The organism is Bacillus sp. JK74 (genome assembly GCF_053663395.1).
The window spans coordinates 144,913-163,514 of record NZ_JBSJQB010000007.1; the positions used below are offsets into that span (position 1 = coordinate 144,913).

Below are 18,602 nucleotides of genomic sequence, written 5' to 3' on the forward strand. Positions count from 1 at the left end.
CCACTTGAAAAAGTGATCCGGTCTTTGATCAATACAGGATGTATACATTCTCTCCTTCGATCAGTGTTTCGTATGTTTTGACACAGCCATGGTCCGGCTCTTGGACTTTTCCGTCTTCTAAGGAAATTTTCCAGTCATGCATCGGGCAGAAGACGTATTCTCCGCTGACGATGCCTTCAGCCAGGACGCCCCCTTTATGGGGACAGCGGTTTTCGACGGCACGGATGTTCCCGTCAGAAAGCTTAAATACGGCAAGCTCTTTATCTTCTATATATACGGTTTTTCCTAACTCCTCGGGTAATTCGTTTACATTGCCTATGCAAACCTTTGTCATATCTTTATTAACCATGTCCGTTCCCCCTTACTGTTTTATGAAGTCGTGACGACATTTTCGAATAGATCTTTAGATGCTTTTTTATCTTCAAGGAAGTATTGCCACGGATCTTTGTGGACAGAGAGTGTCTCATTCATTCTGTCGTTGAGCTCCTGCCGTTTTTCCGGATCGTTTAATACGGATTGGACATGAGATAAACCGACGCGCTCAAGCCATGCGGATGTCCGCTCCAGATAGTTTGCCGTTTCTCTGTAGTACTGAAGGTAAGCACCCGCGTATTCTAAGACTTCTTCATTCGTTTTTACTTTCATCAGCAAATCACCGGCGCGCAAATGGGTTCCGCCGTTTCCGCCGACATAAAGCTCCCAGCCTCCGTCGATGCCGACAACGCCAAGGTCCTTAATGCCTGATTCCGCACAGTTCCGCGGGCAGGCGGACACGGCCATTTTAACCTTATGAGGCGTATTGAGCCCTTCGAATTTTTTCTCAAGCGCAATACCCAGTGCCATGGAGTCTTGTGTGCCGAAGCGGCAGAATTGTTCGCCTACGCACGTTTTTACCGTGCGGAGTGTTTTTCCGTACGCGTAGCCTGACGGCATATCAAGCTCGGCCCATACTTTCGGCAGATCTTCTTTTTTAACGCCGATGAGATCAATTCGCTGGCCGCCGGTCATTTTAACGAGCGGGATCTCATATTTGTCGACGACATCGGCGATCTTGCGGAGATCTTGAGAGTTGGTTACGCCCCCGTACATCCGGGGAACGACTGAGTATGTTCCGTCCTTTTGAATATTGGCGTGCATCCGTTCGTTCACAAAACGGGATGTTCTGTCATCCTCGTATGTAGCCGGATTAATCATGCCTAAGTAGTAGTTGAGGGCAGGGCGGCATTTGGAGCAGCCTTCCGGCGTTTTCCAGCCGAGCACGTTCATGATTTCTCTTGTATGTGAGAGCCCTTTGGCTTTGATTTCTTCTACGACTTCATCTCTCGACAGTGAGGTGCAGCCGCAAATCGCTTCTTTTTGCGCGGATGAGTCAAATTCTGAGCCCAGTGTATATTGAAGAATGTCTTCCACGAGCGGTTTACAGCCTCCGCAGGAACGGGATGCCCCGGTGCATGCTTTGATTTCGTCCGTTGATGTGCAGCCTTTTTCCTGAATGGCTTGAATAATCGCGCCTTTTGAAACGCCGTTGCAGCCGCAGATGATTTCATCGTCGCTCATCGCCGCGGTCATGCTTGCGCCTGCTTCCTGATCAAGAGGCTGTAAGATTGATATTTTGGAGGTTTCAGAGATATCTGCTTGTTTTTGAATCATAGAAAACAGGCGGTTGCCTTCGCTGCTGTCTCCGAACAAAACAGCGCCGACAATTTGATTGCCCCTCAGGACGATTTTTTTATAAATGCCGTCCTGTTCATCGAACACTTTAATCGCCTTTTTGTCCTCTGATTCATCAAAGTCGCCGGCAGAGAAGACCTCGACGCCTGATACCTTTAATTGAGTGGAGAGAACGGAGCCTTCGTACGGTTTTGTTTCAATGCCGCAAATATGTTTGGCCAGCACTTTTGCCTGTTCATAGAGCGGCGCCACAAGACCGTATGCGATTCCGCGGTGCTCGGCACATTCACCGACCGCGTAAATGTGCGGAATTTCAGTCTGCATATAATCGTTGACAATGATTCCGCGGTTTACCGGGATGCCGCTTTCTGTGCCAAGCTGTGTATTCGGACGGATGCCGACCGCCATGACGACCAGATCAGCTTCGATGCTTGTGCCGTCTTTAAAGCGTATGCCTTCGACACGGTCAGTACCGAGAATTTCTTCGGTTTGCTTTTCAAGGAAAAAGGTCATGCCTTGTTTCTCTAATTCGTTTTGCAGCAGGCGTCCCGCCGCTGCGTCAAGCTGGCGCTCCATCAGGAATGGGGCGAGGTGGATGACAGACACGTCCATGCCGAGATTCAGCAGTCCGCGCGCGGCTTCCAAACCCAGCAGTCCTCCGCCGATGACGGCTGCTTTTTTATATTGTTTTGACGCGGCGAGCATCGTGTCGGTATCTTTTATGTCCCGGAATGCCGTGACGCCTTGTTTGTCTGCGCCCGGAATCGGAAGGATAAAAGGGACAGAGCCTGTCGCCAGGATGAGTTCATCGTAAGGCTGGATTCTGTCTGCATCGGTGATGACGGTTTGGTTTTCCGTGTCGACTTTGATGACTGTTTCACCGGTATACAGCTGAATGTTGTTTTCTTTGTACCAGTTCCAATCGTTTAACGTAATGTCTTGAATGTCGGTATCGCCTTGCAGCACTTTTGACAGAAGGATTCGGTTATAGTTGGGATGAGGTTCGGCCCCGAATATTGTAATCTCAAATTCATCTTTTGAAACACGCAGTATTTCTTCAATCGCTCTTACCCCGGCCATTCCATTTCCAACAAGGACTAGCTGTTTTTTTCCCATCAGATGATCCGCTCCTATCTTTGTTTTTTTCAGCGTAGCACAGCAAAAACAAATATTTAAGATGCATGTTATGAAATGTAACAAAAAATACGAAAAAATCTAAAAATTTTATGAAAAATTAGATAGGGCTGATTCGTACCGCACACATCTTAAAACCGGGCATTTTACAGTCCGGATCGAAGGCTTCACCAATTAAATCGTTGACGTTTTGCGTGTCAGACCAATGGATGGGGACAAACAATGTATGATGTCTGACTTTTACTTGATTTTTAACGGAGAATATATCAAAATAAATAGTAACAATTACGATTTGTAGCCATGTACATCGTGATAATAAGGGAGTTGCGGGATATAAATCGTAATCATTCTATTTTGTCAGGAGGCTATTGATATGAAAAAAATTCCGGTTACAGTATTGAGCGGCTATCTTGGTGCCGGAAAGACGACCGTTTTGAATCATATTCTACAAAACCGCAACGGTTTAAAAATTGCCGTCATCGTCAATGACATGAGCGAAGTAAATATAGACGCGGGCTTGGTAAAGCAGGGAGGCGGTTTGTCAAGGACGGATGAGAAACTCGTGGAATTATCCAACGGCTGTATCTGCTGCACGCTGCGTGAAGATTTATTAGTCGAAGTTGAGAAACTCGCGAAAGACGGCAGGTTTGATTATATTGTCATTGAATCAACAGGGATCAGCGAACCGATTCCCGTTGCCCAGACATTCTCTTATATAGATGAAGAAATGGGCATTGATCTGACAACATTCTGCAGGCTGGACACAATGGTGACCGTGGTGGATGCAAACCGCTTCTGGCATGATTTCCAGTCCGGTGACACCCTTCTTGACCGGAAGGAAGCGGCGGGAGAAGAGGATGAACGGGTGATTGCCGACTTATTAATTGACCAAATCGAGTTTTGTGATGTGCTCATTTTAAATAAATGCGACATGGTGGGCGAAAAAGAGCTTGAACAGCTGGAAACGGTTCTTTGCGCATTACAGCCCCGTGCCAGACTGATCCGGTCCGTCCGCGGAGAAGTGCCCGCCGAATGCATATTGAATACCGGTTTATTTGAGTTTGAGGAAGCGAGTTCATCAGCAGGGTGGATAAAGGAACTGACGGCAGGTCATGAAGCGCACACTCCGGAAACGGAAGAGTACGGCATCACTTCGTTTGTGTACTCGCGGCGTCTGCCGTTTCATACCGTTCGTTTTGACAGCTGGCTGCATCAATCAATGCCTGACAACATTGTGCGCGCAAAAGGAATTGTTTGGTGCGCAACCCGCAACAGCCTTGCGCTGCTGATGTCTCAGGCGGGTCCGGCGGTTTCGATTGAGCCTGTTTCTTATTGGGTGGCGGCAATGCCGAAACTTGAGCAGGAGCAGATCAAACAGCAGGAACCGGAGATTCTGGAAGATTGGGACGACCAATTCGGAGATCGTCATACGAACCTGGTGTTTATCGGAACAGATTTAGATGAAGCCGCCATTACAAAGGAATTGGATCAGTGCCTGCTCACGCCGTCTGAGTTCGATTCCGACTGGTCGCAGCTTGAGGATCCTTTTCAATGGGATATTCAGCGGGCTGAATAACATACCGGCCAAGTTTAGAAGCAGGTGAAAAGGGAAGGAGTGATGAAAAAGGAGCTGACCAAGTGTGAAAGCATTGACATACCAAGGAAAAGAACATATGGAAGTGAAAGAAGTCCCGGCACCCGCCATTCAAGATGAGAGAGATGTCATCGTTCGAATTACCGCAACCGGGATATGCGGTTCAGACCTTCATTTATATAAAAACGGAATACCCGCCGATCCGGGTTATATTGTCGGGCATGAGCCGATGGGAATTGTGGAAGAAACGGGCAGTCAAGTCAAAAAGCTGAAAAAAGGCGACCGGGTCGTGATTCCTTTTAACATCGGCTGCGGAGAATGTCATTATTGCAAGCACCAGATGGAAAGCCAGTGTGATGAATCAAATCCAAATCCTCATACAGATGCCGGCGGTTTATTCGGTTTTTCGGAGTTTAACGGAAATTATCCCGGCGGACAGGCTGAATATTTACGTGTTCCTTACGCTGATTTCTCTTCTTTTCTGGTTCCGGCAGACAGTGAGCTTGAAGATGAGCAGGTGCTGCTTCTGTCAGATGTCATGCCGACCGCCTTTTGGAGCGTTCAGCACAGCGGAGTGAAGAAAGGAGATACAGTCGTTATTCTAGGATCAGGTCCGATCGGCTTAATGGCGCAAAAATTCGCGTGGAAAAAAGGAGCTAAACGGGTTATCGCAGTTGATCAAGTCCCGCACCGCCTTGAACATGCGAGACGCATAAACGGAGCAGAGACCTTCAATTTTTCAGAACATGATGAGATCGGGAAACTGCTGCACGAACAAACGTCAGGGGGCGCGGATGTAGTGATTGATTGTGTCGGAATGGACGGCACGCCGCTTTCAAAAGAAAAAGCAGAGCAAAAACCGAATCAGTTCGGAACGATCAGCCCGATTCTTACAGCATCAGAAGCCGTTAAGAAGTTCGGAACCGTGCAGCTCACGGGCGCATACATTTCTGAAGCGGACGGCTTTCCGCTCGGCGATTTTTTCACACGCAACGTTTCTTTAAAAATGGGCCAGGCACCCGTTATTCATCTGATGCCGATGCTGTATCAAATGATTGAACAAAATGAAATTGATCCGACGGATATCATTACACACAAAATGAGTCTTGCGGAAGCTCCTGCTGCATATGATATATTTGACAAAAAAGAAGATGGCAACATTAAAGTGATTTTGAAGCCATAGCGAGGGGAAACATGATGAATATTTACAGACCGGCGGGATTTTGGATCAGATTGGGAGCCGTTGTACTCGACTATTTAATTACTTCAGTGCCTTTGGCGATTATTTTTATGCTGGCAACAGGAAAAGATCCGAATGAGAGCGCAATGATCAGCATCATTTTGACTCTTTATGGTATTTTGCTCCCTGTATACTGGAACGGTTATGTTATCGGCAAAAAGATCTGCGGTATCCGCATCGTCAAAAAAGACGGAACTCAGGTAGGCTTTCTCACTATGATTTTGAGAGTGCTTGTGGGCGGCCTGATATATGGCGTGACGTTTGGAATCGGTGTGATCGTGAGCGCATTCATGGTCGGAATGAGAGAAGACAAACGGTCAATCCACGATTTTGTAGCGGGAACGTATGTCACATACGCGCTGCCGGACGAATCGATTGAAAAGAGCGAATAATTTCGCTCTTTTTTTTGCATAAAAAATGGATGAGGGAGCAACATATAACAAACGTTAAAGGAGGAAAGAGTCATGAAAAAAGCTGCATTGTCTTTAGCTGCGTTTTTCATTACAGCAATGGTTTTCACAATGCCGGCACACGCCGAAACAAAAATGCCTTCAACAATGTCACTCACGGAACAGCAGAAAAAAGAAATTGAATCACTTGAAAAAGAAGTGCTCGAAAAACGCAAACATGTCATATCCAAATATGTTGAGTACGGGGTCCTGCCGAAAGAAAAAGCAGAACATATTAAACAGCATATGGACAGGCGCTTTAATATGATGAAACAAAATGGCTTTGTCCCGAAGCCTCCGCCTCATAAATTGGAAAAGCGGCATCATCATTCTTAAGCATCCGGCAAGCCGGATGCTTTTTTATCGGGATTGCTCTGAAATGAGTTTCATAACGTGTGATATCAATATCATACGCATCAGGAGGATGAAACACATGGTACATAAAAAACAGGGTCTGTTCCCTGATACATTTCTATGGGGGGGCAGCTTCGTCTGCCTATCAGGTTGAAGGAGCTTGGAATAAGACGGTAAAGGACCTTCAGTATGGGTGAACAGTGCAGAGTGGCCATTAGTGACGGAGTTCATCTCATCGGCTGCTGCAGCTGGTCATTCACGGATCTGTTAAGCTGGCTGAACGGCTATCAAAAACGCTACGGTTTTGTGTATAATCAATCGAGATAAAGAAGATGAAAAGGATTTGAAACGGATCAGGAAAAAAGTTTTTATTGGTACCAGAATGTAATTGAAACAAACGGTAAAAGTCCCCTGAGAGAAATATGATTCTCTCAGGGATTTCTTTTACATTGCGTCTGCATCAATAATATACGTATCCGCATGAAGATCGGATATTTCGGCAGGCACTGAATAACAGGTAAGGCTGTATCGGCCTTTCGGAATATTAAAGAAAAGCCGCTTTGACATCACGCTTTCAATCTCAATTCCATCTTTTACAGCCTCAAAGGGAACAGTCGCTTTTTTCTCATAGGATAGTACCGGTTCACTTGTGTTAAGCCTGAGGACGATAAATGCCCTCGTATTTCTCCTTGCTTCAAATGAAACAGCTCCGTCAGTTTCCGCATATCCTTTTTCAATGGCTTCATCGGTCCAATCGATAACAGGCGGTTCTGAATCTTTTTGGAAGATTGTAAATTGATGATAAGAAATGGCCAGTTCTTGCGGTTTCCATGATTTATTCAATGCGCTGTTCCTCCTGTTTTTTACTTGATTTTAAATAATACTCTCGTTCCGTCGGGATCATTGGTAAGCTGGTGTCCGACCCAAGAGCCGGCTCCGCGGTTGTCTGCCGGAGAAATATATTCTACGGAGGCATTGTTTCCGCCCTGTTTACAAACCGCCATCGGCCATTCATCCCTATCGTATCCCGTTTTGACAGGCACATGTTTAAGAGATTGCTCACGCCGCTTATGTACTCCGTCTCTGTCAATGGTGCATATGCTGGAATGCCCTTCTTTTATCGCGTCCTTAATATGCTTTGCTGTTTCCGGATATCGATCGGACGGAAATAGGATTACTTTGTCGTAATCACTCTTCTGAACGGTCTGCTCGTTATCTGAGAAAAGATCACCCTTGATCAGGGCCGCGACTGCTCCGGCAATGATGATAAGAACAAGCAGCAGTGCTTTTAATGTTTTCAAGAGTATCAATCACCTCCAGTTTTAAATTGCTGTAAAGCTGGTCCAAGAATAAAGCAGAATCGGCCGGCTGTAAAGCTGTTAAAATATATTTCTCAGCCGCAATTCAGCTGAATATCTGTAAAACCATCCGCACAAATCAATTTTATTCATTAAATATCCGATCAGAAAGTGTTTTTTGCCGTTTCCCTATTCAGAAATGAACGGTTGCGGCCGTATCGTCAATTGACTTATTATAGCGATAAGCTCACCGGCAGGATATCTTCGTCTGCGAGTGTCCGACCCGAAAACCTTGGCTTGCATGACCGTGCGCAACAAGACGATAAAAAGACGGCCATCTGATAAGAAGGCCGTCAGCAAATCATTCCAGATTCGCATGTTTTGTAAACATGTCTGCTGAATTTAATTCTTTTTTCTCCATGATTTTTAGAATAACCGCATCGTAAAACAGCAGAAGAGTTTGTTCGAATAAAGAACCCATCGGCTGAATCGTCTTTCTGTCTCCGCCGGTCTCTTCCTTAGGAGAGCCGGGAATCGTTATCGTAAGATCCGCAAGTTTGCCGAGACTTGAATCGGGGTTAATCGTTAATGCAGTGATGATGCCGTTAAGGCTTTTGGCTTTTTCAGCCGTATGAAGCAGACTTTTTGTTTCGCCTGAGCCTGAGCCGATGATGACGAGACCGCCTTCTTGGAGGGGAGGGGTAAGCGTCTCACCGACGATGTAAGCGTTCAGGCCGATGTGCATCATCCTCATGGCGAACGCTTTAGCCATAAAGCCGGAACGTCCCGCTCCGGACGTGAAGATTTGATCTGCCGATAAAATCTGATCCGCAAGCTTGTCAGCTTCACTGTCGGCTATTAATGCTGCGGTGCGGGATATTTCATTGAGTATTTCATGTAAGTATTCAGTCGTTTTCATGATCCTTGTGAAATCAGCTGTTTCATTTTAGCAGCAGCATCCGCTTTATTGTCAGCTCCCGTAATGCCTCCGCCGACAATGATTAAATCTGGGTTTTGTTTGATGGCTTCAGGAAGCGTATCAAGTTTAATGCCCCCGGCAATTGCGGTTTTAGCGCTCTTGACCGCTTTTTTAATCGCCGTCAGTTCCTCGAATGAATTCTTTCCTTCTGCTTGAAGATCATAACCTGTGTGAACACAAATATAATCAACACCGAGTTGGTCAATTTCTTTTGCACGTGTTTCAAGGTTTTTTACGTTAATCATGTCGACGAGAATTTTTTTCTGCTGTTTTTTTGCTTCGGCAACCGCCCCTTTGATCGTTGAGTCGTCTGTCGCTCCTAAAACGGTGATGATGTCGGCGCCCGCTTCTGCCGCTTTCATGATCTCGTAGCCGCCTGCATCCATGATTTTAAGATCGGCAAGCACTTTCAAGTGAGGAAAGGCTGATTTCATTTCCTGTACGGCTTTCAGGCCTTCATTAATGACAACGGGAGTGCCGATTTCTACAACATCTATATATTGTTCGACCTCTTTCACAAGTTCAATTGCTTCCGGGATATTCACTAAGTCTAATGCCAGCTGTAATTCCACTTTATATCCACTCCTCTTTTTCGTGTATTTACATTCTATAGAGTGCCCCGCATATTGAGAAGTACGCACTTTGAAGTCTAATAGTTACTTTGAGGATACTGTCCCCGCAGGCAATGCGCTTTGTTTCAGCAAAACTGCGTGGTAGTATAAACTGATGAAAGTTGTGTAAAAAAGTAAGCGTGTATGAATAGATGACGAACGTACAAAAAGTAAGAGGAAGGAGAATGGCCCGTGAGCCGAATGGATAAGAAAACGTTTAATTGCGAAAAGGAATTGACGCTTGCCGTGATAGGCGGGAAGTGGAAAATGCTGATTATGTGGCACCTGGGAAAAGAAGGGACAAAGCGTTTTAATGAGCTGAAAGCTTTAATTCCGGATATTACGCACAAAATTCTTGTGAATCAGCTCAGGGAGCTGGAGCAGGATCTGATCGTTCACAGGGAAGTTTACCCTGTCGTCCCTCCGAAAGTGGAGTACTCATTAACGGAGCAAGGAGAGACCCTTATGCCGATTTTGGACGCCATGTATAAGTGGGGAAAAGAATATATGGAATTAATCAACATTGATAAAACTGCAATAAAGGAATCTTTTTGAAGCGCTCTATGTAAAATAGAGTGCTTTTTTTGCGGTTTAATGAAATCATATTGCGAACGATTAAATCTCCTGTTTCGGTTCTTGCGCTGTTTTTTTCCCATCAGCTAATATATGAAAACTATTTTCATTCTGCCATAACTGGATATTCGAAAGATTTATACTATAGTTTAAAGATTTTTAATTTTACATAAATAATATTTTTAAAAATAAATTGCGGGATGCCGCAAAATACCCTCTGGAATTGTCGGAATTTTTTTCGGTGTGCCGAATGAAACTTTTCACCCATTTTTCGGTGATAAAAACAATAATTTCATATAAAGTGAACGTAAGTAGATATATAGTAATTCATGAAGAAATAGGTAAACCCTGTTGCTTACAAACATTGGATTCTTGTCTTGATTTCTCATAAATTTGAGCCGCATTTCGGACTGTGCGGGTGAGTGGATTGCGGATTTCGGCGGTGATTGAATCGGGATCGTTTTGGAGGTAAGTGGTTCTTTTGGCTTGATAATGAGTTAGGGACATTGAGGGAGGCTGTTTCTAAGGGAGAATTGACAATTTTATCTTAAAAAGGGGAGGCGCACACATATGGAAATAACTTTTTATCCTTTAACAAATGCTCAAAAACGTATCTGGTATACAGAAAAATTCTATCCGAACACAAGTATTTCAAATCTTGCCGGGTTCGGGAAACTCATTTCTGATGACGGCGTACAGGCTCATTACGTTGAGAAAGCGATACAGGAATTCGTCCGGCGGTATGAGTCGATGAGAATCCGTCTGCGGCTTGATGATGAGGGGGAGCCCGTTCAATATGTGAGCGAATACCGTCCGCTGACTATCGAACATACAGACATCAGGCAAGCAGGCTGCTCTGCGGAAGAGCTGTCAAAATGGGGACGTGACGAGGCAAGCAAGCCTCTGGCATTATATGATCAGGATTTATTCCGTTTTTCCGTGTATACCATCAGCGAAAATGAGGTCTGGTTCTACGTTAATGTGCATCACGTTATTTCAGACGGGATTTCCATGACGATTCTGGGCAATGCGATTACTGATATTTATTTGGAGCTTTCGGGCGGATCAAGTGAGGAACAGACGGAGATTCCTTCCTTTATCGAGCATGTGCTGACTGAGCAGGAATATGTGCAGTCGAAGCGGTTTAAAAAGGATCGGGATTTTTGGAACGGGCAGTTTGAGACCGTGCCGGAGCTTGTGTCCCTGAAACGGAGCCAGGCAGATGCGGGTCTTGATGCGAAACGGTTTTCTCAAGAAATTCCTCACGACTTATATGGCCGCATTCATTCATTCTGCGAGGAGCATAAAGTCAGCGTACTATCTCTGTTCCAATCAGCTCTGATCACTTATCTCTACAAAGTGACCGGCCGGGATGACGTTGTCACAGGTACGTTTATGGGAAACCGGACGAATGCGAAAGAAAAGCAGATGCTCGGGATGTTCGTATCTACGGTGCCTGTGCGGACAAGCGTTGACGGAGGACAGTCGTTCTTGGAATTCGTTAAAGGCCGGATGAAGGATCTGATGAAAATTCTCCGCCACCAAAAGTATCCGTATAACCTGCTTGTCAATGATTTGCGCGCTTCGAAAAGTTCGCTGAGCAGATTGTTTACGGTATCTCTGGAGTACCAGGTGATGCAGTGGCAGAAAAAAGAGAATCTGTCCTTCCTGACAGACCCTATTTTCAGCGGAAGCGGTACAAATGATATTTCGATTCATGTGAAGGAACGATGGGACACTGGGAAATTGACGATTGATTTTGACTATCGCAGCGACATATTCAAGGGAGAGGAGATTGTATCTGTTTCTGAACGTTTGATCACGCTGATTGAAGATGCGATTTCATCTCCTGATCGCATAATTGATGAGCTTACTCTTCTTTCTGAATCCGAGAAAGAGCGGCTGCTGACACGGGCCTCCGGCAATCCGGTGAATTACCGCGGGGAGATGACGATACCGGGGCTGTTTGAAGAGAAAGTGAAGTCACTGTCTGACAAACCGGCGGTGGTGTATGAAGACCGAACATTGTCCTATCGCACATTGCATGAACAGTCAGGCCGAATTGCCGGACGCCTTCTTAAAGCCGGGATATCAGCCGATACTCCTGTCGCGGTGCTGCTTGGCCGTTCTGAGCGTGTCATTGCGGCAATATTGGGAATTTTGAAAGCGGGCGGCGCCTATGTGCCGATAGATCCTGATTTTCCGGCGGATCGGATTCAGTACATTTTGGAGGACAGCGGAGCGAAGGCTGTTTTGACGGAGGCCGGAATACAGGCGCCTGTATCGGATGCCGAACCGATTGATTTTGACGAGGCTGTTCAGTTTGAAACGGCTGCGGACGGTGTCAGCACACAATCAGACCGGCTGGCTTACATCATCTACACGTCAGGTACAACCGGGCGGCCGAAAGGCGTGATGATTGAGCACCGGCAAGTTCATCATCTGGTGCAATCACTGCAGCAGGAGATTTATCAATGCGGTGAGCAGACATTAAGAATGGCGCTTTTGGCTCCGTTTCATTTTGATGCGTCCGTCAAACAGATTTTTGCCTCGCTTCTTTTGGGACAGACGCTTTATATCGTGCCGAAAACGACTGTAACGAATGGCTCGGCACTGCTGGACTATTATCGTCAAAACCGGATTGAAGCCACTGACGGAACCCCTGCGCATCTGCAGATGATGGTTGCGGCGGGAGATGTCAGCGGAATTGAATTGCGCCACATGCTCATTGGGGGAGAGGGCCTGTCCGCCGCTGTTGCTGAACAGCTGATGACGCTCTTTCATCAATCGGGCAGGGCGCCGCGTCTGACGAATGTGTACGGGCCGACAGAAACGTGCGTAGATGCGTCCGTGCATCAGGTGTCAGCCGATAACGGAATGAATCAACAGGCGGCGTACGTTCCGATCGGAAAACCGCTCGGCAACGCCCGTCTGTATATATTGGATAAGCACCAGCGGCTTCAGCCCGACGGCACGGCCGGTGAGCTGTATATCGCGGGTGACGGTGTAGGCCGCGGCTATTTAAATCTTCCGGATTTGACCGCAGAGAAGTTTTTGCAAGACCCGTTTAACGGAAGCGGCCGCATGTACCGCACGGGTGATATGGCGCGCTGGCTGCCGGACGGGACGATCGAATATATCGGCCGTGAAGATGATCAGGTGAAAGTCCGCGGCTACCGTATTGAGCTGGGAGAAATTGAAACGGTGCTCAGAAAAGCTCCGGGCGCGGCGCAGGCCGTCGTGCTGGCACGGCCGGATCAGCAGGGCAGCTTAGATGTTTGCGCATATATCGTTCAGGAAAAAGGAACCGAGTTTCACCCTGCCGAGTACAGGGAGTATGTGTCCAAGCACCTTCCAGATTACATGGTGCCCGCTTACTTTACAAAAACGGACGAAATTCCGCTCACGCCGAGCGGTAAGGCAGACCGCAAAAAGCTGTTTGCGCTCGATGTGCAGGCTGTCAGCTCATCCGAATATGCCGCGCCGAGAAATGAAACGGAGGAAACGCTCACCGTCATCTGGCAGGAAGTCCTCGGAATGGATAAGGCGGGCATTTATGATCATTTCTTCGAGTCAGGCGGTCATTCATTAAAGGCGATGACGCTTCTGACGAAAATTCATAAGCAAATGGGCGTTGAAATTCCGCTGCAATACTTGTTTGAGCATCCGACGATTGCGGCGCTTGCCGATTATGCGGAAAACCGAAACGAAGGACAGGCATTCAGTGCGATTGAGCCGGCTGAGAAGCAGGCGAGCTATCCGCTTTCGCTCGCTCAGCAGCGGACTTATATCGCGAGCCAATTTGAAGACGCGGGAGTCGGATATAACATGCCGGCTGCGGCCATGATTGAGGGCGCTTTAGACCGTGAAAAGCTTGAGCGTGCATTTTCTGCCTTAATCAGCAGGCATGAAGCGCTCAGAACATCGTTTCAATCAGAGGACGGCACGCCGAGACAGGTGATTCACGAACATGTTCCGTTTCATATTGAAATGATCGAAGCGCGCGGAAGAACGAATGAACAGGTCATGAAGGACTTTGTGCGCCGTTTTGATTTATCTGAGGCGCCGCTGTTCAGAATCGGCCTGCAAACGCTCGGTCACAATCGCCATATGCTGCTGTTTGATATGCATCACCTGATTTCTGACGGGGTGTCTATTTCCATCATGCTGAAGGAACTGGCTGACATCTACGGCGGAGATCAGCTGCCTGATTTGCGCATTCAATATAAAGATTATGCCGTATGGCAGGCGGAACGGGCGAAAGAAGGCTACAAGAAGGAGCGGGCGTACTGGAAAGAAGTCTTCAGCGGCGAACTGCCGGTGCTTCAGCTGCTCCCTGATTATCCGCGGCCGCAGGTGCAAAGCTTTGAAGGTGACCGCGTGTCCGTCAAGCTGCCGAAAATGCTGCGGGAACGGCTGCAGAAGCTTGCCGAGAAAAACGGAGCCACTCTTTACATGGTGCTGTTATCGGCATACTATACGCTGCTTTCTAAGTATTCGGGACAGGAAGACATCATCGTGGGAACACCGTCAGCGGGAAGAAATCACTCTGATACCGAGGGGCTTATCGGGATGTTTGTCAACACGCTTGCGCTGCGAAGCTCCGTGAAGCAGGATCAGACATTTGCCGGCTTGTTAGGTCATGTGCGGAAACAGGTGCTGGACGCGTTTTCCCATCAGGATTATCCGTTTGAGTGGCTGACCGAGGAGCTGAACGTGCCCCGGGACATGAGCAGGCATCCGATATTTGACACGATGTTCAGTCTGCAAAATGCTTCGGACGGAATTCCGGAGATCGGCAACCTGACGCTGTCTCTTCATGAAACCAACTTCAATATCGCTAAATTCGATCTGACAATGCAGGCCCGGGAAACAGCGGAAGGCATTGCGCTCGATTTGGATTATTGCACGAAGCTGTTTAAGCGCTCAACTGCGGATCGCATGCTTGCGCACTATGTCCGTCTGCTGGAGCGCGCGGCAGCTCAGCCGGATGCGAAAATCAGCGAATATGATCTGCTTTCTGAACGGGAGGCTTTGAACCAATTACAGCGGTTCAATCCGGAGCGCACAGCATACCCGAAAGAGCAAACGATCGTGCAGATCTTTGAAGAACAGGCCCGAAAGAACCCTGACCGGACAGCTCTTCAGTTCGAAGGGGAAACTCTGTCGTATCAGCAGCTGAATGAACGCGCCAACAGGCTTGCGCGGCATATTCTTTCGGTCGGAGGCGGCGGGAAAACCGCGGCTGTTTTATGTGAACGGTCAATGGACATGATTGTTTCCATTATGGCTGTGTTAAAAGCGGGGTCCGCCTATGTGCCGATTGATCCTGAGCATCCGGTTCAGCGGATTCAGCATTTCTTCCGCGACAGCGGGGCGAATGTGCTCCTGACTCAGCAAAGCCTCAAGCCGCTTGCGGAAAAGGCCGGTTTTCAAGGCGTCATTGTGCTTGCTGATGATGAGGCGAGTTATGAAAAGGACTCTCGCAATCCAGCATTGCCGTTTGATTCCAAAACGATTGCCAATCTCACGTATACATCAGGCACGACGGGAACGCCGAAAGGAAACATCGTCACACATGCCAACATTTTGCGGACGGTAAAAAACACGAACTATTTGACCGTTTCTGAAGAGGACACAGTGCTCGGTCTGTCAAACTACGTCTTTGACGCTTTTATGTTTGATATGTTCGGTTCGCTGTTAAACGGTGCAAAGCTTGTGATCGTCCCGAAAGATACGGTGCTGGACATGTCGCGCCTGTCCCGTGTAATCAAACGGGAGAACGTCAGCATTCTGATGATTACGACGGCTCTGTTCCACCTGCTTGTTGATATGGAGCCGTCCTGTCTGACGACGCTTCGGAAAATCATGTTCGGGGGCGAAAGAGCGTCTGTAGAACATGTCAAAAAGGCGCTGGCGGCAGTCGGAAAAGGAAGACTGCTTCATATGTACGGCCCGTCGGAAAGCACGGTGTTTGCGACATACCATCCGGTGGATGTCATTGAAGAGGATACGCTCTCCGTTCCGATCGGTAAACCGGTCAGCAATACGGAAGTCTTTATTATGAACTCAGCCGGACGCATTCAGCCGGCGGGTATTGCGGGAGAGCTGTGCGTCAGCGGGGAAGGTCTCGTAGAAGGCTACTACAACCGTCCTGAACTGACGGAAGAAAAGTTTGTAAAGCATCCGTTTAAGGAAGGTGAACGGATGTATAAAACGGGGGACTTGGCCAGATGGCTTCCGAATGGCGATATCGAGTTTATCGGACGTATCGACCATCAGGTGAAAATCCGCGGTCAGCGGATTGAGCTTGGCGAAATTGAGCATCAGCTTCAAAGCCATGACCAGATTCAGGAATGCATTGTGCTCGCTGTGGATCAAGGCGCGGGTGACAAACTTCTTTGCGCGTATTTTGTCGGCCTCAGGGAAATCTCTTCCCGGGAGCTGAGAGAGCATACGGCGAAGGATCTTCCGGCTTATATGATTCCGTCCGTCTTTATTCAATTGGATGAACTGCCTCTTACAGGAAACGGGAAGATCGACAGACGGGCGCTGCCGATGCCTGATGTGACCGCAGCGAATGCCGTGTCATATACGGCGCCGCGCAATGAAACAGAACAAAAACTGGCGGATATTTGGGCTGAGGTGCTGCAAATGGAACGGGTCGGCGTCCATGATCAGTTCTTTGAGATCGGAGGCCATTCGTTAGCGGGAATGAAACTGCTTGCTCTCATCCAGAAGACATTCGGCGTGCAGCTTACATTAAAGGATCTGTTCACTTCTCCGACGGCTGCGGGGCTGGCGCAGCTGATTGAAGGGGCTGAGCGGAAGGCGGCTGAGAGCATCGCACCGGCGGCCGAGCGGGAAACGTATCCGGTTTCTTCACCGCAGAAGCGGATGTTCGTGCTTCAGCAGCTGGAAGGCGCTGAAACAAGCTATAACATGCCGTCTGTGCTCCGCTTAAAAGGAAAGCTTGATGCAGAAAAGCTGAAATCCGTTATAAAACAGCTGACAGAACGCCATGAAGCCTTCAGAACGACATTTGACATAAAGGATGGAGAAACGGTTCAGCGTATATGGGCGGAAGCTGATATCGACATGGAATATTATGAAGCCTCTGAAGAAGATGCTGAACAGATTATTCAGAGCTTTATCCGGCCGTTCCGTCTGGATCAGCTTCCTCTCGTCAGAACGGGACTGGTCAAGCTGGCTGAACATGACCACCTGCTGCTGTTTGATATGCACCATATCATTTCGGACGGCGCTTCAGTCGGCGTGCTGATAGATGAACTGTCCCGCTTGTATGGCGGCGAAACGCTTGAGCCGCTGCGGATTCATTATAAAGACTATGCGGTATGGCAGCAGAAATTTATTCAATCAGAGCAGTACCGCAAGCAGGAGGAGCATTGGCTTCGGGAGCTTGACGGCGAGCTTCCGGTATTGACGCTGCCGGCTGATTACAGCCGTCCGGCCGTGCAAACCTTTGAAGGAGACAAGCTGGTCTTTTCTCTGACTGAGGAACAGACGTCGGCTCTTCGCAGTCTTGCGAAACAAACGGATTCTACCATGTACATGGTGCTGCTGGCGTCATACAGCGCCTTTCTCTCAAAACTGAGCGGACAGCATGACATCATTGTCGGCTCGCCGGTTGCGGGACGATCACATGCGGATCTCGCAAACGTCATCGGTGTTTTTGTGAATACACTCGCGCTTCGTACGTATCCGGAAGCGGACAAAACGTTCACGGACTATCTTAAAGAAGTAAAACAAACCGCTTTACATGCATTTGACGCGCAGGATTATCCGCTTGAAGACCTTCTGCAAAAGGTTGAGGTGCAGCGTGATACGAGCCGAAATCCGCTGTTTGATGCGGTATTCTCAATGCAAAATGCAAATGCTGAAGATCTGGTCATGGAAGGAATCGAGCTGAAGCACCATCCGTTTGACAGAAAAACAGCCAAGTTTGACCTGACAATGACGGCTGAGGACACAGACGGAGGCTTAACGTTTGTGCTTGAATATAACACCGCGCTGTTTAAACCGGAAACGGCAGAGACGTGGAAGCATTATTGGCTTCATCTGTTAAAAGCCGCAACGGAAAATCCGGCTGCGAAGCTTTCTGAGCTTTCATTGGTGAATGAAACAGAAAAACAAGCCCTCCTTGGTGCATGGAAAGGAAAAACAATTCCTGTGCCGCGGGACAAAACGGTTCATCGTCTCTTTGAAGAAACGGCCGCCCGCTACGCGAACCGGCCGGCCGCGGCATACAACGGCGCGAAATGGACGTACGGCGAGCTGAACGCAAGGGCGAACCGGATCGCGCGCATTCTCATGGACTGCGGCGTCACGGCTGACGAACGTGTCGGCATTTTAACGAAACCGTCCTTGGAAATGGCCGCGGGCGTACTCGGCGTCCTGAAAGCGGGCGCGGCATTTGTGCCGATTGACCCCGATTACCCGGAAGAGCGGATCAGCTACATTCTGCAGGACAGCGGCGCCAAGCTTCTTCTCACACAGGAAGCGCTGGACGTGCCGGATGGCTACAAAGGTGAAACGATTCTGCTTGACGGCGGACGCTCCATTCTGAGCCTGCCGCTTGATGAAAACGATGAAGCGAACCCGCAGACGGAAACAACGGCGGATCATCTCGCTTATATGATTTACACGTCAGGAACGACCGGACAGCCGAAGGGTGTCAT

The 18,602-nt window shown here is 48.1% G+C and carries 12 protein-coding genes and 2 pseudogenes; 7 read left to right on the forward strand and 7 right to left on the reverse strand.

Going from position 1 to position 18,602, the window contains the following annotated elements:
* Positions 1-28: 28 nt before the first annotated feature.
* The 3 genes and pseudogenes from nirD to ACWJJ5_RS17925 form a co-directional block, all read right to left on the reverse strand.
* Entirely contained in the window at positions 29-349 is a 321-nt protein-coding gene (gene nirD / locus ACWJJ5_RS17915; protein WP_166706418.1) for a nitrite reductase small subunit NirD, read from the reverse strand.
* A 20-nt stretch (positions 350-369) separates the two neighbouring features.
* Positions 370-2,787 (reverse strand): NADPH-nitrite reductase, encoded by a 2,418-nt coding sequence (nasD, locus tag ACWJJ5_RS17920; protein WP_173613185.1) that lies wholly within the window; start codon positions 2,785-2,787, stop codon positions 370-372.
* Positions 2,788-2,905: 118 nt separating this feature from the next.
* Positions 2,906-3,034: pseudogene (locus ACWJJ5_RS17925) on the reverse strand (hypothetical protein); the annotation flags it as partial.
* A gap of 144 nt (positions 3,035-3,178) precedes the next feature.
* On the opposite strand from ACWJJ5_RS17925, the gene ACWJJ5_RS17930 reads away from it, so the two are divergent.
* From ACWJJ5_RS17930 to ACWJJ5_RS17950, 5 genes and pseudogenes are all read left to right on the forward strand, one after another.
* Positions 3,179-4,381, forward strand: a complete 1,203-nt coding sequence (locus tag ACWJJ5_RS17930) for a GTP-binding protein (RefSeq protein WP_070081342.1) — start codon at positions 3,179-3,181, stop codon at positions 4,379-4,381.
* 64 nt (positions 4,382-4,445) lie between these two features.
* A complete protein-coding gene (locus ACWJJ5_RS17935; RefSeq protein ID WP_052827030.1) occupies positions 4,446-5,582 on the forward strand; it encodes a zinc-dependent alcohol dehydrogenase in 1,137 nt (378 codons plus the stop codon).
* Between the two features lie 14 nt (positions 5,583-5,596).
* Positions 5,597-6,031, forward strand: coding sequence for an RDD family protein (locus ACWJJ5_RS17940; protein ID WP_021494203.1), 435 nt, complete (start codon positions 5,597-5,599; stop codon positions 6,029-6,031).
* A 117-nt stretch (positions 6,032-6,148) separates the two neighbouring features.
* Entirely contained in the window at positions 6,149-6,424 is a 276-nt protein-coding gene (locus ACWJJ5_RS17945) for a YckD family protein (protein ID WP_369719109.1), read from the forward strand.
* A gap of 213 nt (positions 6,425-6,637) precedes the next feature.
* Positions 6,638-6,868 (forward strand): annotated as a pseudogene (locus ACWJJ5_RS17950) (family 1 glycosylhydrolase); the annotation flags it as partial.
* 18 nt (positions 6,869-6,886) lie between these two features.
* On the opposite strand, the gene comJ reads toward ACWJJ5_RS17950, so the two are convergent.
* The 4 genes from comJ to hxlA all read right to left on the reverse strand — a co-directional run bounded on the left by comJ (position 6,887) and on the right by hxlA (position 9,291).
* Entirely contained in the window at positions 6,887-7,285 is a 399-nt protein-coding gene (gene comJ, locus ACWJJ5_RS17955) for a competence protein ComJ (RefSeq protein ID WP_077721770.1), read from the reverse strand.
* Between the two features lie 20 nt (positions 7,286-7,305).
* Positions 7,306-7,743 (reverse strand): NucA/NucB deoxyribonuclease domain-containing protein, encoded by a 438-nt coding sequence (locus ACWJJ5_RS17960; protein WP_003156588.1) that lies wholly within the window; start codon positions 7,741-7,743, stop codon positions 7,306-7,308.
* 358 nt (positions 7,744-8,101) lie between these two features.
* Positions 8,102-8,659 (reverse strand): 6-phospho-3-hexuloisomerase, encoded by a 558-nt coding sequence (gene hxlB / locus ACWJJ5_RS17965; RefSeq protein WP_077721772.1) that lies wholly within the window; start codon positions 8,657-8,659, stop codon positions 8,102-8,104.
* A complete protein-coding gene (gene hxlA / locus ACWJJ5_RS17970) occupies positions 8,656-9,291 on the reverse strand; it encodes a 3-hexulose-6-phosphate synthase (protein WP_014304319.1) in 636 nt (211 codons plus the stop codon). The genes hxlB and hxlA overlap by 4 nt, the downstream gene beginning before the upstream one ends.
* A gap of 231 nt (positions 9,292-9,522) precedes the next feature.
* Here hxlA and ACWJJ5_RS17975 point away from each other — a divergent pair, with 231 nt between their 5' ends.
* Both ACWJJ5_RS17975 and srfAA read left to right on the forward strand, forming a co-directional pair.
* Positions 9,523-9,885 (forward strand): winged helix-turn-helix transcriptional regulator, encoded by a 363-nt coding sequence (locus ACWJJ5_RS17975; RefSeq protein ID WP_016936795.1) that lies wholly within the window; start codon positions 9,523-9,525, stop codon positions 9,883-9,885.
* 588 nt (positions 9,886-10,473) lie between these two features.
* Positions 10,474-18,602, forward strand: an 8,129-nt coding sequence (gene srfAA, locus ACWJJ5_RS17980; protein WP_454022592.1) for a surfactin non-ribosomal peptide synthetase SrfAA, incomplete at its 3' end; no start/stop codon positions are given.

Bases quoted from the DNA above. Each gene is read 5' to 3' on its own strand.
- nirD (WP_166706418.1), bottom strand. From the start codon at position 349: ATGGTTAATAAAGATATGACAAAGGTTTGCATAGGCAATGTAAACGAA.
- nasD (WP_173613185.1), bottom strand. From the start codon at position 2,787: ATGGGAAAAAAACAGCTAGTCCTTGTTGGAAATGGAATGGCCGGGGTA.
- ACWJJ5_RS17930 (WP_070081342.1), top strand. From the start codon at position 3,179: ATGAAAAAAATTCCGGTTACAGTATTGAGCGGCTATCTTGGTGCCGGA.
- ACWJJ5_RS17940 (WP_021494203.1), top strand. From the start codon at position 5,597: ATGAATATTTACAGACCGGCGGGATTTTGGATCAGATTGGGAGCCGTT.
- ACWJJ5_RS17945 (WP_369719109.1), top strand. From the start codon at position 6,149: ATGGTTTTCACAATGCCGGCACACGCCGAAACAAAAATGCCTTCAACA.
- hxlB (WP_077721772.1), bottom strand. From the start codon at position 8,659: ATGAAAACGACTGAATACTTACATGAAATACTCAATGAAATATCCCGC.